General features: G+C 68.7%; 12 protein-coding genes. 3 read left to right on the top strand and 9 right to left on the bottom strand.

The window, feature by feature from the left end:
* Genes G6N67_RS32675 through G6N67_RS32705 form a run of 7 tightly spaced genes read right to left on the bottom strand, consistent with a single transcriptional unit; the run spans window position 1 to window position 7,131 of the window.
* Window positions 1–1,542 (bottom strand): sugar ABC transporter ATP-binding protein, encoded by a 1,542-nt coding sequence (locus G6N67_RS32675; RefSeq protein WP_036439922.1) that lies wholly within the window; start codon window positions 1,540–1,542, stop codon window positions 1–3.
* Window positions 1,539–2,588 (bottom strand): zinc-dependent alcohol dehydrogenase, encoded by a 1,050-nt coding sequence (locus G6N67_RS32680; RefSeq protein ID WP_036439920.1) that lies wholly within the window; start codon window positions 2,586–2,588, stop codon window positions 1,539–1,541. The genes G6N67_RS32675 and G6N67_RS32680 overlap by 4 nt, the downstream gene beginning before the upstream one ends.
* Window positions 2,582–3,349, bottom strand: a complete 768-nt coding sequence (locus G6N67_RS32685; RefSeq protein WP_036439917.1) for an SDR family NAD(P)-dependent oxidoreductase — start codon at window positions 3,347–3,349, stop codon at window positions 2,582–2,584. The genes G6N67_RS32680 and G6N67_RS32685 overlap by 7 nt, the downstream gene beginning before the upstream one ends.
* Window positions 3,346–4,374, bottom strand: coding sequence for an NAD(P)-dependent alcohol dehydrogenase (locus G6N67_RS32690; protein WP_036439913.1), 1,029 nt, complete (start codon window positions 4,372–4,374; stop codon window positions 3,346–3,348). The genes G6N67_RS32685 and G6N67_RS32690 overlap by 4 nt, the downstream gene beginning before the upstream one ends.
* Window positions 4,371–5,018, bottom strand: coding sequence for a ribulose-phosphate 3-epimerase (locus tag G6N67_RS32695; RefSeq protein WP_036439910.1), 648 nt, complete (start codon window positions 5,016–5,018; stop codon window positions 4,371–4,373). Before G6N67_RS32695 ends, G6N67_RS32690 begins: the two co-directional genes overlap by 4 nt.
* Window positions 5,015–6,502 carry an FGGY family carbohydrate kinase gene (locus G6N67_RS32700; protein WP_036439907.1) on the bottom strand — a complete coding sequence of 496 codons (1,488 nt, stop codon included), beginning with the start codon at window positions 6,500–6,502 and terminating at the stop codon, window positions 5,015–5,017. The genes G6N67_RS32695 and G6N67_RS32700 overlap by 4 nt, the downstream gene beginning before the upstream one ends.
* Entirely contained in the window at window positions 6,499–7,131 is a 633-nt protein-coding gene (locus G6N67_RS32705) for an SIS domain-containing protein (RefSeq protein WP_036439904.1), read from the bottom strand. Before G6N67_RS32705 ends, G6N67_RS32700 begins: the two co-directional genes overlap by 4 nt.
* A gap of 168 nt (window positions 7,132–7,299) precedes the next feature.
* On the opposite strand from G6N67_RS32705, the gene G6N67_RS32710 reads away from it, so the two are divergent.
* Window positions 7,300–8,241 (top strand): sugar-binding transcriptional regulator, encoded by a 942-nt coding sequence (locus G6N67_RS32710; protein WP_036439901.1) that lies wholly within the window; start codon window positions 7,300–7,302, stop codon window positions 8,239–8,241.
* 27 nt (window positions 8,242–8,268) lie between these two features.
* Window positions 8,269–9,042: a D-threitol dehydrogenase gene (gene dthD, locus G6N67_RS32715; RefSeq protein ID WP_036439898.1), complete on the top strand. Its 774-nt coding sequence runs from the start codon at window positions 8,269–8,271 to the stop codon at window positions 9,040–9,042.
* 4 nt (window positions 9,043–9,046) lie between these two features.
* On the opposite strand, the gene G6N67_RS32720 is transcribed toward dthD, so the two are convergent.
* Both G6N67_RS32720 and G6N67_RS32725 read right to left on the bottom strand, forming a co-directional pair.
* Window positions 9,047–10,522, bottom strand: coding sequence for an acetyl-CoA acetyltransferase (locus tag G6N67_RS32720; protein WP_036439895.1), 1,476 nt, complete (start codon window positions 10,520–10,522; stop codon window positions 9,047–9,049).
* A 121-nt stretch (window positions 10,523–10,643) separates the two neighbouring features.
* Window positions 10,644–11,531: a TIGR03619 family F420-dependent LLM class oxidoreductase gene (locus tag G6N67_RS32725; protein ID WP_036439892.1), complete on the bottom strand. Its 888-nt coding sequence runs from the start codon at window positions 11,529–11,531 to the stop codon at window positions 10,644–10,646.
* A gap of 95 nt (window positions 11,532–11,626) precedes the next feature.
* On the opposite strand from G6N67_RS32725, the gene G6N67_RS32730 reads away from it, so the two are divergent.
* On the top strand, window positions 11,627–13,996 hold the full coding sequence (locus G6N67_RS32730) for a phosphoketolase family protein (protein WP_036439889.1): 2,370 nt from the start codon (window positions 11,627–11,629) through the stop codon (window positions 13,994–13,996).
* Window positions 13,997–14,010: the final 14 nt, after the last annotated feature.

The following is a 14,010-nucleotide window of genomic DNA, read 5'->3' on the forward strand; positions in this document are numbered from 1 at the left end:
TTACGCCTCCTGGCTTTCCTGGTCGCTTCCCGATTCGGGCCGGGCATCCAACGCCGTGGCCAGCCGGAACACCGACTCCTGAACCTCGGGATGGTCCAGGGCGTCCCGGTCGAGTTCGCCGACGAGCGCGCCGCCCCGCATGACGAACGCCCGGTGCGAAAGGCCGACGACTTCGGGCATGTCCGACGACGCCATCACCACGGCCATGCCTTGCGCCGCGAATTCGGTGATGATGCGGTAGATCTCACTGCGGGCGCCGACGTCGACACCGCGCGTCGGCTCGTCGAGCAGCAGCACGTTGACATCGCCGGTCAACCAGCGCGCCAGCACGACCTTCTGCTGGTTGCCGCCCGACAGCGTGCCCACTTCCTGGCCGAGTCCCCTGCTGCGCAACCGAACCGACGACATCACGTCCGAGACCGCCTTGGTGCGGGCCTTGCCGCGCAGCCAGCCGGCCACACTGAACGACGCCAGCCGCGGCAGGGTTCCGTTGTCCAGCACACTCATGGAGAGCACCGCGCCGGACAGCTTGCGGTCCTCGGGCACCATCGCCATGCCGGCCGTGATCGCGGCCGCGGGATGGTTGCGTTTCACCGCTCTGCCGCGCACCACGATCTCACCGGCGCTGGTGTGCCTGGCCCCGAAGATCGCCTCCAGCAATTCGGTGCGTCCGGCGCCGACCAGGCCTGCCAGGCCGAGGATCTCGCCGGCCTTGACACTGAAAGACACTGGTCCCGAGGCACCTTCGACGTGCAGGTCGCGCACTTCGAGCACGGTTTCGCTGCCGGGTTCGGGCCGATCGGGGAAGAGCGCTTCGAGTTCACGGCCGATCATGGCCGTCACGATGTCGTCGTCGGATACGTCGGCGATGGGGCGATCCAGGATCAGCCCGCCGTCGCGCAGCACGACGACGCGGTCGGCGATGGCCCGGATCTCGGCCATCTTGTGGGTTGTGTACACCATCGCCACACCGCGGTCGCGCAACTGCCGCACGATCTTGTACAGACCTTCGACCTCGCGTTCGGAGATGGCCGATGTCGGCTCGTCGAGCATCACCACCTGGGCACCGGTGCGTGCGGCCTTGACGATCTCGACGATCTGGCGCAGCCCGACCGGCAGGCTGCCCATGCGGGCCGTCGGGTTGATCGCGACGTCGAAGACCGCCAGGGTTTCCTTGGCCTCTGCGATCATCGCGCGGCGGTTGAGGAACGGCCCGCGCTTGAGTTCGCGCCCCACGAACAGGTTCTCGTACACCGTCATGTCCTCGATCGACGCCAGCTCCTGCGGCACGATCGCCACGCCGTGTTTGACGGCGTCGCGGGTGTTGCCCGACGCCAGGTGATTCCCCTGCACGGCGACGGTGCCGTGGTCGGCGCTGTACTGACCCGACACGATCTTCATCAGCGTCGACTTGCCTGCACCGTTCTCACCGGCCAGCGCGGTCACGGTGCCCGGCTCGAGCTCGAGCGTGATGCCCTTGAGCACCGGCACGCCGCCGAAACTCTTCTCGATGTCAGTGCATTCCAGCAGTGCCTGGCTCATGCGGAGCTCCCAACCGTGACCAGAACCTTGACGTTCTCGGCGTCCGCCGATGCGGTGAACGCCGCCGCAGCGTCCTCGAATCCGAATTCGGCGCTGATGATCTCGTCGACCGGGACCGCGCCGGAGGCCAGCAAATCGACGGCCGCCAGGAAGTCTTCCCGGACATACATGAGGTTGCCGATGAGGGCCAGCTCGCGGTCCTGGATGAGTCCGAGCGGCACCGGGGTCGCGCCTTCGGCGACGCCGACGATCATCACCGCGCCGCCCTTGTCGACCAGGTCGACCGCCTGAGCCACCGAGCTCTCCCGGGACACGCAGTCGATCACGACGGCTGCCGGGCCACCGAGCAGGCCGAGCGCGGTCTCGACAGCGTCGGGGGCCGTCGGGTCGAATGTGCCCACCGCACCGAGCCGTTCGGCTCTGGCCCGCTTGGACTCGAGCAGATCGGCCACCACGACCCGGGCCCCGGCGTGACGCGCGGCCAGCAGTGTGAACAGGCCGATGGGGCCCGCTCCGATCACCACGACGGGCCGGCCGGCCAGATCCCCGACCACCTCCGCGGCGCGCCGCACGGTGTGCACCGGCGTGGCCAAGGGTTCGATGAGGATGGCATGCCGGTCGTCCAGTCCATCGTCGAGCGCGACCAGCCGATCCTCGGCGATCGTGAACGAATCGGCCAGTGCGCCTGCGGTTTGGCAGCCGAACACCAGCAGTTCGCGGCAGATGTTGTACCGCCCCGCACGGCACTGCGTGCACTGCCCGCACGCCAGGTTCGGCTCGATGGTCACGCGCCGGCCCAGCCAGGATTCGTCGACGCCCGCGCCGACCGCGTCCACCACGCCGACCGCTTCGTGCCCCGGACGGTACGGCAGGTCGATGAACGGATGGCGGCCACACGCGGCGTGCAGGTCGGAGCCGCAGATGCCGACCACGGTCGTGCGCACGCGTGCCTCACCCGCGGCGGGCTCGGGCTCTCCGACGGTCTCGATGTCGATGTCATCGATCGTGTTGACGACGACTCTTCTGTTGATACCGGTCCCTACCATGCGGTGTACCCTCCGTCGGCCACGAGGACCGAGCCCGTGATGAACGACGCGGCGTCACTGGCCAGGAACACCACGCTCGGCGCGATCTCCTCGGGCAGCGCGTACCGGAGTTGAGGCGTGTCATCGATCCAGTGCCGCTTGAACTCCGGCCGGTCGACGGGCGCCATCTCGGTCTTGACGTAGCCCGGTGCCAGCGCGTTCACCCGGATACCGAGCGGGGCCCATTCGGCGGCAAGCGATTTCGTCAGGTGGTGGACCGCGGCCTTCGATGCGTTGTAGGCCGGTTGCATTTGCGGACGGTTGACGATCAGGCCTGACATCGAGCCGATGTTGACCACCGAACCGCTGCCCCGTTCCCGCATGTGGGCGCCCACCGCGAGTGAACACGCCCACAGCGCTTTGACATTGAGGTCGAAGACGTCGTCCCACTGCTGTTCGGTGACATCCCAGGATTCGGCGTGGTAGCACGTCCCTGCGTTGTTCACCAGGATGTCGATGTGGCCGAGCGCGTCGATGGCCTCGGCCGTCATCCGCGTGACATCGTCGGCCTTGGTGATGTCGACCGCGATGGGATGGAAGGTATGGCCGGCGGTCGCCGCTTCGGCGACGACCTTCTCGTTGCGCTCGGCGCTGCGCCCGGCGATGGCGACCTGCGCGCCGGCTTCGGCCAGGCCGAACGCGAACGCGCGGCCGAGGCCTTGGTTGCCACCGGTCACCAGCGCGGTGCGGCCCGTGAGATCGAAAGGATTCGACAAGGTCATGAAGGGTTCACAATCGACTTGAGGCTGGCGGGGTCGGTGTCGCTGTCGAGGGCTTCGGCGACGTGTTCGAGGTCATAGCGGCCGGTGACCAGCGCGTCGAGGTCGACGGCGCCCGACGTCACCAGATGGATTGCCGCGGGCCAGGTGTCGGTGTAGCGGAACACGCCGGTGACGGTGATCTCCCAGTTCTGGATGTAGCCGACGGGCAGGGTCACCTCGTCGGCGCCCATGCCGACCAGCACCACCTTGCCGGCAGGCCCGACCGCCTTGATCCCGCTGACGACGGCCGGGGCGGCACCGCTTGCGTCGACGAACGCGTCGACCTTCGGATCCAATGCGGCCACATCATCTTTCGCGGGGTCCAGCACTTCGGTGGCGCCGAACTTCAGTGCGCGTTCGCGGCGCGAGGCCACCAGGTCGGACACCACGATGCGGGACGCGCCGAACGCGCGGGCTGTCTGCGCGCAGATCACGCCGATGGGCCCGGCGCCCGCGATCAGGATCGACGATCCCGGGACGATGCCGGCCTTGCGCATGGTGGTGATGGCCACCGAGAGCGGTTCGAGCAGCGCGGCGGCGTCGTCCGACATCGAATCCGGCACCGGATGGGCCATGTCGTCGTCGATCGTGACGTAACGGCAGAACGCGCCGTCCACCGGCGGGGTGGCGTAGAACTTCATCTCGGGGCACAGGTTGTAGCGCCCTGCCTTGCACTGCTTGCACCTGCGGCACGCGTGCTGCGGCTCGACCGCGACGCGCTGACCCACGCGAGCCGGATCCACCCCCTCGCCGACTGCGGCGATGCGCCCTGACAGTTCGTGGCCGAGGATCATGGGTTCCTCGACGACGAAATCGCCGATGCGCCCGTGCCGGTAGTAGTGCACATCCGAACCGCACACGCCGACCGCCGCGACCTCGACGAGCACCTCGTGTGGTCCGGGCGTGGGCACCGGCCGGTCCTCGATGACCAGCGTGCCCACGCCGGTCATCACGCTGGCCCGCATCGTGCCGGATGTTCCGGTCATGTCAGATTCCTTTCGCTCGTCCCGGCGCCGGCGAGCAGGGCCCGCCCGACGACCATGGCTTGGACGCCGGCTTTGATACACAGCGGCGCAATGTCTTCGGTGATGCCTCCGTCGACGATCACCGGTGTCCAGACCGCACACGACGCGGCGATGTCAAGCCGTTCGGTCCGGCAGGGGTCACTGCTGCCCGGCTCGATCAGCATCACCAACGCACCGTCCGGCACCGCGGGCCAGGGCGGCGCCTCACCGCTGCGCCATCCGGGCCAGTCCTGCCAGACCGCGATCCACGCACCGGCATCCGCCGCGCGGATCGCCGCGGCCCGCTCCTCGCTGAACGCCGCCCACGGCACGTAGACGCGCGCCGGGCGTAGTGCCAGCACGTCGGTCAAGGTGCGTTCGACGAAGTCGACGCCGCCGATCAGGTGGACTTCGAGTTGCGACCGCTCGACGCGACCGGCGATGTCGCGCAGCTCCGCGAGGGTCACGCCGGTGGGCAACCCTTCGTCGTCGGCCATCACGTCGACGTGGACCGCGAGTCCGGCGTCGGCGAGGGCGCCGGCCAATCGGGTTCGGGTGTCGGCCGGTGCAGCGTACACCGAGCCGGCCAGCTGGCCGGGGTAATCCTGGTGCCAGCGCGCGATCATGACCGCTCCTGCGTGTCGAGCAGCGGCGAGGCCGCCAGTTCGGCCCAGCGGGAACGTAATCGGTTGAGGTCACGGGCGCTACGCCGCGGCGCGATGCTGTGGCGCACGCCGGGTTGCCACCGCTTGGCCAGATCGACCAGTCCCGCGACGTCCATGCGCCCTGCCACCGCGGCGGCCTGCACGCAGGCACCGCGCGCCGTGGCCTCGTCGGCGTCGAGCACCGTCACCTCGTCGTCGAGCAGGTCCGCCAGGAGTTGCAGTGTCGCGGTCGAGCGGGCACCACCGCCGACCACCACGGCGGCTCCGTCGAGGCCGACTCCGCCGGCGCGCAGGCTGTCCCGTGCGCTCATCAGCGACAGCAGCGGTCCCTCGACGAACGCTCGGGCCAGTTCTTCACGCGTGGTGTGCGACGTGAGGTCGGCGAACATGCCGCGGGCCGCGGGCCGGTCCGGCTTGCGTTCGCCGTCCAGGAACGGCACGAGCACCGGGCCCTGCGTGTCGCCCGCGGCGAGTGCGAGCTCGGCGAGCCCCGCCAGGTCGGTGCCGAGCAGACGGGCCGCCAGATCGCCCACCCGGGCGGCATTGAGCGTGCTCACCAGCGGCAGGTAGCCTCCGGTCAGGTCGGCGACGCCGTCGACCATGCCGGTCGGGTCGAAAACCGGTGTGCGCGAGGATGTTGCGACCACACCCGACGTACCGATACCGATGTACTGGTCGCCGTCACCCAAGCCGAGGCCCAGATAGGCTGCGTGCTGATCGCCCCCTCCTGGGGCCACCGGCACCCCTTCGGGCAGCCCGAGAAGCTCCGCGGCGTGGGCACGCAGTGCGCCGGCGGGCTCACAGGGGCCGAGCACGGTCGGCAGCATCGCGCCCCAGTCCCTGACGCCCGCGGCCGCTTCGAGATAGTCGGCGATCCATTCACCGGTCACGGCGTTGAAATACCCGGTGCCCGACGCGTCGGACCGGTCGGTGACGCGCGCCCCGGTGAGCCAGTACGTCAGGTAGTCGTGCGGCAGCAGCATCGTCGCCGCACGGTCCAGCACAGCCGGTTCGTGTTCGGCCAGCCACGCGAGTTTGGCGATCGTGAACGCGGCGGTGGGCAGCGATCCGATGCAGCGGACCCAGTTGTGGGCCCCGATGCGCTCGACCAGTACGGCCAGATTGGGCGCTCCGGTGGTGTCATTCCACAGTTTGGCTGCGCGCAACGGGTTTCCGTCATCATCGAGCAGCACCAGCCCGTGGCATTGCGCGGCCACCGAGACCGCGCGGATCGCGGGCTGCTCGGCACAGTTGCCGAGTGCGGCGCGGATCGCCGAGACGAGCGCCTCGACCCAGGCGTCCGGATGTTGTTCGCTGCTCGGTGGGAAGGCCGGCGGGTGCGCGGCCGACCCCGAACCCAGCAGCCGGCCGGTGGTGAGTTCGCGGATCTCGACCTTGCACGACTGGGTGGACGAATCCACCCCGAGGACAGCCGATTCCGTCATCGGCCGACCACCGGTACGTCGCCGACAGTCTCGCCGCGGGCCCCGACGCCGCCCGCCGGGTGGCTGTCGACCACATCGCGCAGGGTGTGCCCGCGCAGCGCCATCGTCACCACCGCCAGGGCATCGCCCCATGCGCCGACGGCCAAGGTGCTGGCCATGGCGATCATGTCGCCGGGGTCGGCATCGGCAGGGGTCGGCGGCAACGCGACCACGGTGCGTGCCGCGGACGCGAACGGCGAGTCGGGACTCTCGGTGACGGCGACGACCGAAACCCCGCGGGCCGCAAGCCGTTCGGCCAACCGCGTGAGCTCACCGGACTGCCCGGTCTTGGAAAACGCCAGTACCAGATCGTTCTCTGTGATCGCGCCCATTCCGCCGTGCAGCGCGTCCATCGACGGCAGATAGACCGCGGGCGTGCCGCACACCGACAGCAGATGCGCCAGGCGCTCAGCCATGATCCCGGACGTCCCCGAACCTGTCGTGACGACCTTGCCTGCCAGGGTCAGCAGGCGCCGGGCGATGTCGACGACGTCAGCCTCGACGCTGCCGCTCAGCGCGGCCACCGCGGCGGATTCTCGAGACAACACCGCGCCGGCCAGAGCTGCCAGTTCGGTGTCGTCGGTCCGCATACGTGATCTGCCTCCACAGTCCCTGGTCGCTCATCTGTCCGAAAAGCCACTCATATGATTGGTTGTGATGTGGATCATGCAATGCTCTATGCTCATATGTCAATGTGGTTGCACATATGTGCGCGGACGTCGCGGTGAACGACGACCGCGGCGGAAAGGAGACACCGCATGGGCCCAGATGAGCTGTTCCAGCGGGCGGTGATCGCGCGCCGCTACTACCTCGAGGGACGCACCCGGGTCCAGATCGCCGAGGAGTTCGGCATCTCGCGCTTCAAGGTCGCGCGGATGCTCGACGAGGCACTCGAATCGGGCATGGTCGAGATCAAGATTCACAACCCCGGCTCGGTCGATGTCGAGCTCTCCACCGCACTGCAACGCCGCTACGGCCTCGAACACGCCTACGCTGTGGTCTGCGGATCCGAGAACCATGACGGCACAACAGATTCAGCCGACGAGCGAGTTGCGGCGGTGACCAAGGCGATGGCCGAACTGCTGCAGTCGATCCTGCGCGACGGCGACGTGGTCGGAGTGGACTGCGGGCGCACGCTGGCCCGGGTCGCCGACCACCTCACCACGTTGCCCCGTTGCGACGTCGTACAACTCACCGGCATGGCCGGCGCGATCACGCACAACGGTGCCGATCTGGCGCGCCGCGTCAGCGAGATCAGCGGCGGCCGATCGTGGCCGCTGTACGCACCGCTGGTGGTGCCGGATGCGCGCACCGCCGCGAGCCTCGTCGGCGACCACCAGATCCAACAGACCATCGACCGGCACAAAAAGGTCAGCTGCGCTTTGGTTTCCGTCGGCGCGTGGCTCGAGGGCGCATCGCAGGTCTACGGTTCACTGTCCACCGAGGAGGTCGAGCGACTCGCCGCCGCCGGGGTGTGCGCCGAGTCCTGCGCGCTGCTTCTCGACGCCGACGGCAACCGCCTGGCAGGTCTCGACGACCGCCGGATGGGTATCGACGAAGCCACGCTGCGCGCGATCCCGACGGTCATCGCGATCTCCACCGGCCCCGAGAAGATCGCCGCCACGCGGGCGGTGCTGCGGTCCGGCATGGTCTCGTCCCTGGTCACCGACGTCGATATCGCCGCCGCGGTGCTCGACTAGCCCTCAACACGAAAGGTTCACTCAGAGATGACCCAGACTGAGCAGCCCGCAGTCGATTTCGACTTCCGCCTGGACGGCCGGACTGCACTGGTGACCGGCGCCGCGTCGGGCATCGGCGCGGCCATCGCCGAGGCCTACGCGGCCAAGGGCGCTCGCATCGCCGCGGTCGACCTCAACGCGTCCGGCGCCGACGCCGCGGCGCGCGCTCTGGGCGACGAGAACCGCGGATTTGCTTGCGACGTGGCCGATCCCGAATCGGTGAGCCGGGCTGTGGACGAGGTCGTCGAGGCCTTCGGCCAGATCGACATCCTGGTCAACAGCGCGGGCATCGCGCGGCTCGCGCCGGCCGAGGAGCTGTCGCTCGCAGACTGGGACACCACCATCGCGGTCAACCTGCGCGGCACGTTCCTGATGTGTCAGGCAGTGGGACGACGCATGCTCGACTCGGGCGGCGGGTCGATCATCAACATGGCCTCGCAGGCCGCGACCGTCGCGCTCGACCAGCACGTGGCGTACTGCGCGTCGAAATTCGGTGTCGTCGGGGTGTCGAAAGTCCTTGCCGCCGAGTGGGGTGGCCGTGGTGTCCGGGTCAACACCATCTCCCCCACCGTGGTCCTCACCGAACTGGGCCACCGCGCCTGGGACGGTCCCCGCGGTGATGCGCTCAAGCAGCTGATCCCGACTGGCCGGTTCGCCTATCCGAACGAGATCGCGGCGGCCGCGGTGTTCTTGGCCTCGGATGCCGCGCAGATGATCACGGGCGCGGACCTGCTGATCGACGGCGGCTACACCATCAAGTAGCGCGTCACAGCAACGTCGCGGTGCCGTCCGGGTGTACCTGGATCTTGGCGCCCGCGATGTCGTCGGCCACGGTCGCGCGCACCTGGTCGGCGTCGGTGACGCGCACCAGCGTCCGCGCATCGTCCGGCGTCCGGACGGCCAGGAAGGCCTTCTCGGGCTCACCGTCCCGGTTGAAGGGTGTGGTCCAGGTTTCGACGGTCCCGACGCCGGTCCACTCGACCAGGGCGGTTCTCGTGGGTTCCTGGTCGACCACGGGTTGCACGTCCTCCCAACGGAACTCGTGCGCAGGTGGCTCGGTGCCATACACCCCGAAGCTGTGTTTCGTGAGGTAGCCCCCGTTCGCGGTGATCAGTCCGCGCCTGCCGGGTTCGGCCGCCAACCGCTCGGCCATCGTGGCGATCGAATGCGTGACGTAGTTGTTCCACGGCCCACCGGCAAACGTCAGGCCGCCCGTGACGGTCAGCGGACGGTTCGGATCGCCAAGCGGCAGACCGAGTTCGGCGGCCGCGACCTGCACCGCCGACGGGAAACACGAGTACACGTCGATCAGCTCGATGTCGTCGGCGCCTACGCCGGCCAGCTCCAGGACGCGACGGCCGCCGATCCGGATCGCCGGTGACCGGTAGAACTCGGCTCGCTCGCCGATCGCATACGTGTCATGCGCGTCGGTACCGGCGTGCGGGAAAATCCAACGGTCGGTGGGGATCTGGAGATACGTCGCCTTCTCGACCGTGGTGAGGACCAGCGCCGCGCCCTGATCGACCATGTTGTTCGAGTTCATCAGCTTGGTGTAGGGCCAGCTGATCATCCGGTTGCCCGGCCCCGGTTGCCAGATCTGTTCGGCGCTCAGCCGGTCCCGGCTCCAGGCGTGCCCGTTGTCCGCCGCGACCGCGCTGAACCGAGACCACAGCTCACCGATGCGGCGGCGGTGCTCGTCGGGTTTCTCACCGGCCGCGATCCGCAGCGCCTGTTCGAACATCGGGTACACGTAGGCGGGGCGGTCCAGCTTGATCCGGATCTCCGCCTCTCCGGCCATCGGCACCCCGTCGTGCGCGCCGACGGCCTCCGGCACCGAATCGTCCTGGCGCGTCCAGTCCGAGCTCAGGCCGCGGCGCCGCAACCTCGTGCGGGTGCGCCAGGTTTCCGCCCCCGCAATGAGGACGACGTCGGCGCGCCCGGCCATCAGATCGCGGCAGGCCTCGTTGACCAAGGTTTGCGGCACATTGCCGCCGACACCGGTGTACCGGGTTCTCGCGTCGTCGGCGCGGATGCGCTGTGCGAGCAGCAATCCCGGATCACGGTAGTGCCACGACAGCAGGTTGACTACCCGCACCGAATCGACCGCTTCGACCACGCGGGGATCCGCGGCCGCCCTGGCCGCCGACGCCATGAGGTCGACCGGCTCCACATCGGGACTTTCGTCGCGCTGATTGACCTGGCCGTATCCGGCCAACACCGGTGTCCTGGGATCGAGTGCCATGGCCCGAACCTAGTCGAAGCGGTAGATCGACCTCAGCGTCCGGTAGCCGGCAAGCCCCTCAGGCCCCGACTACCGGTCGACACCGCTCGACTTGACGACGGGCGGCGCCGGACCCGACACCTCACCGCGCCACCAATCGCTCGACCCAGCCCAGCAGTCCGTCGACGTCGGACCCGACATACATGAGGTCGACGAACGCATCGGGAAATCCGTTGTCGGCGAGCACCTGTACCGCCTCGGCGACCTGGGCGACGGTGCTGCCCGCGGCCACGTTGACGCGCACCTGAGTCGCGATGGCGGCGGGGTCGCGCCCTGTCGCCACGGCTGCGTCGTCGATGATCCTCCGGTGCCGGTGCAAAGCGTCCGGCCGCACCCCGCCCGGCACGAGCACCGCGGGCAGCCAGCCGTCGGCTCGGCGTCCGATGCGCTGCAGACCGGCTGCGGTGAACGCGCCGAGGTAGATCGGCGGGCGCGGGCGTTGTACCGGTTTGAACTCGACCCAGGACGGCGGCACCGACCACCGCTCACCGTTGTACGTCACGGGGCCCCCGCTCGACCACAGCGCGTCGAGAACGTCGAGAACCTCGTCGAGTTGCTCGCCGCGACGCGCGAACGGGACGCCCGCCGCCTCGTACTCCTCGGGCGACCAGCCGATGCCGAACCCGGGCAGCAGCCTGCCACCGCTCACGGCATCGATGCTCGCGAGCTGGCGTGCCAACTGCACGGGCGGGTACCAGGGCGCGACGAACACACTGGCGCCCAACCGCGCCGACGCCGTCGCCGCGGCGGCCACCGCGAGCGCGGTGAACGGATCGAGGCTCGTGCGGAACTGCTCGGGGACCGTGTCGGCGCCCGCATACCCGACGCTGGGCTCCACCGCTGCGAGCAGCCGGTCGCCGACCCACAGGCTGCCGGCTCCGAGTTGTTCTGCGGTCGCGGCGAACCGGGCCAACTCGGCGGCGTTCGCCACGGCAGAGCGTCCGAATTGCGGCAACGCGAAACCCAGCACGCCGTCAGGGTATCCCGAAGAGTTGGGTTATCCGGCTGTCATTCGGGTATCCGAAAGACCCACAGTGTTCACACACAACCGGCACCCTGGAAGTTATGAGCGACGCGAACCTCTCCCCGGCCCTGACCGACCAGGAACTCGAACAGCTCGACGCGTACTGGCGCGCCGCCAACTACCTGTCCGTAGGTCAGATCTATCTGCTGGACAATCCGCTGCTGGCCGAACCGCTCTCGCCCGAACACGTCAAGCCCCGGCTGCTCGGCCACTGGGGCACGACGCCCGGCCTCAACCTCATCTACGCCCACCTCAACCGGATCATCCGCGACCGGGACGCCAACGTCATCTACATCACCGGCCCCGGCCACGGTGGCCCCGGCCTGGTCGCCAACGCCTACCTCGAGGGCACCTACAGCGAGGTGTACACCGGCATCGGCCAGGACGCCGATGGCATGCGAAAGTTGTTCCGGCAGTTCTCTTTTCCCGGCGGGATTCCGAGTCACGTGGCGGCCGAGACACCCGGGTCGATCCACGAGGGCGGTGAGCTCGGGTACGCGCTGGTGCACGCGTACGGGGCCGCGTTCGACAATCCGGACCTCGTGGTCGCGTGTGTCGTCGGCGACGGTGAAGCCGAGACCGGGCCGTTGGCCGCAAGCTGGCATTCCAACAAGTTCCTCAACCCCGTCACCGACGGTGCGGTGCTGCCGATCCTGCACCTCAACGGCTACAAGATCGCCAATCCCACGGTGTTGGCCCGCATTCCGCAGGACGAACTCGAGTCGCTGTTCTACGGCTACGGGTACCGGCCGATCACGGTCGCGGGTGACGATCCGGCAAACGTGCACCAGCAGTTGGCCACCGCGTTGGACGAGGCGTTCGATCAGATCGCGGCGATCCAGCGCGCGGCGCGCCTCGACGACGAGCCGGGCCGGCCGCTGTGGCCGATGATCATCATGCGCACCCCCAAGGGCTGGACGGGGCCTGCCGTCGTCGACGGCAAGAAGGTCGAAGACACGTGGCGTTCGCACCAGGTGCCGTTGTCGGAGACGCGCACCAACCCCGAACACCTGGCCCAGCTCGAGGAGTGGTTGCGCAGCTACCGGCCGGCGGAGCTCTTCGACGAAACCGGTGTGCTGCGTCAGGAACTGCGAGACCAGGCGCCCGCCGGGAACCGGCGCATGAGCGCCAACCCGCACGCCAACGGCGGGCTGCTGCTGCGTGACCTCGACCTCCCAGATTTCACCGACTACGCCGTCGCCGTCGAGCGGCCCGGCAGCGAGACCGCGGAAGCCACCCGGGTGCTCGGCACCTTCCTGCGCGACGTCATCACGCGCAACCCCGACCGGTTCCGCTTGATGGGCCCCGACGAGACCGCGTCCAACCGGCTCGCAGCGGTGTTCGAATCCACCGACAAAGCCTGGCAGGCCGAGACGTCACCGGACGACGAGAACCTCGCACCCGACGGGCGCGTCATGGAGGTACTCTCCGAACATCTGTGCCAGGGCTGGCTCGAGGGCTACCTGCTGACCGGACGCCACGGCCTGTTCAACTGCTACGAGGCGTTCGTGCACATCGTCGATTCGATGCTCAATCAGCACGCCAAGTGGCTGTCCAGCAGCTCACATCTGACCTGGCGCAGGCCCATCGCCTCGCTCAACTATCTGCTGACCTCACATGTGTGGCGGCAAGACCACAATGGTGCGTCGCACCAGGATCCGGGCTTCATCGACCACGTCGCGAACAAACGGCCCGAGGTGGTCCGCGTCTACCTGCCGCCCGACGCCAACACATTGCTGTCGGTGGCCGATCACTGCCTGCGCAGCAGGCAGTACATCAACGTGATCGTCGCTGGCAAGCAGCCCGCGCTCACCTACCTGACCATGGATGAGGCCATCGCACACTGCACGCGCGGTCTCGGAATCTGGGAGTGGGCCTCCAACACCACAGGTGAGCCCGACGTGGTGCTGGCGTGTGCCGGAGACATCCCGACGCTGGAGACCCTCGCGGCCGCCGACATCCTGCGCCGGCGCCTGCCCGATCTGAAGGTGCGGGTGGTCAACGTCGTCGACATCATGCGGCTGCAACCGGAGTCCGAACATCCGCACGGGCTGTCCGACCGGGAGTTCGACTCGATCTTCACCACGGACAAGCCCGTGATCTTCGCCTACCACGGGTACCCGTGGCTGATCCACCGGCTGGCCTACCGGCACGCCAACCACGACCAGTTGCACGTGCGCGGGTTCAAGGAGCGCGGCACCACCACGACGCCGTTCGACATGGTGATGCTCAACGACCTCGACCGCTTCCACCTGGTGATGGACGTGATCGACCGGGTCGACGGGTTGGGCGCCAACGCCGCGAGCCTACGACAGGAGATGGTCGACGCCCGGCTGGCGGCGCGCCGGTACACCCGCGAGCACGGCGAGGACGATCCGGCGATCTCGCAGTGGACGTGGAAATCTGAGTGACCTGGGTTATTGCG

Source organism: Mycolicibacterium mageritense (assembly GCF_010727475.1).
In the GTDB taxonomy this organism is placed as follows: Bacteria; Actinomycetota; Actinomycetes; order Mycobacteriales; family Mycobacteriaceae; genus Mycobacterium; species Mycobacterium mageritense.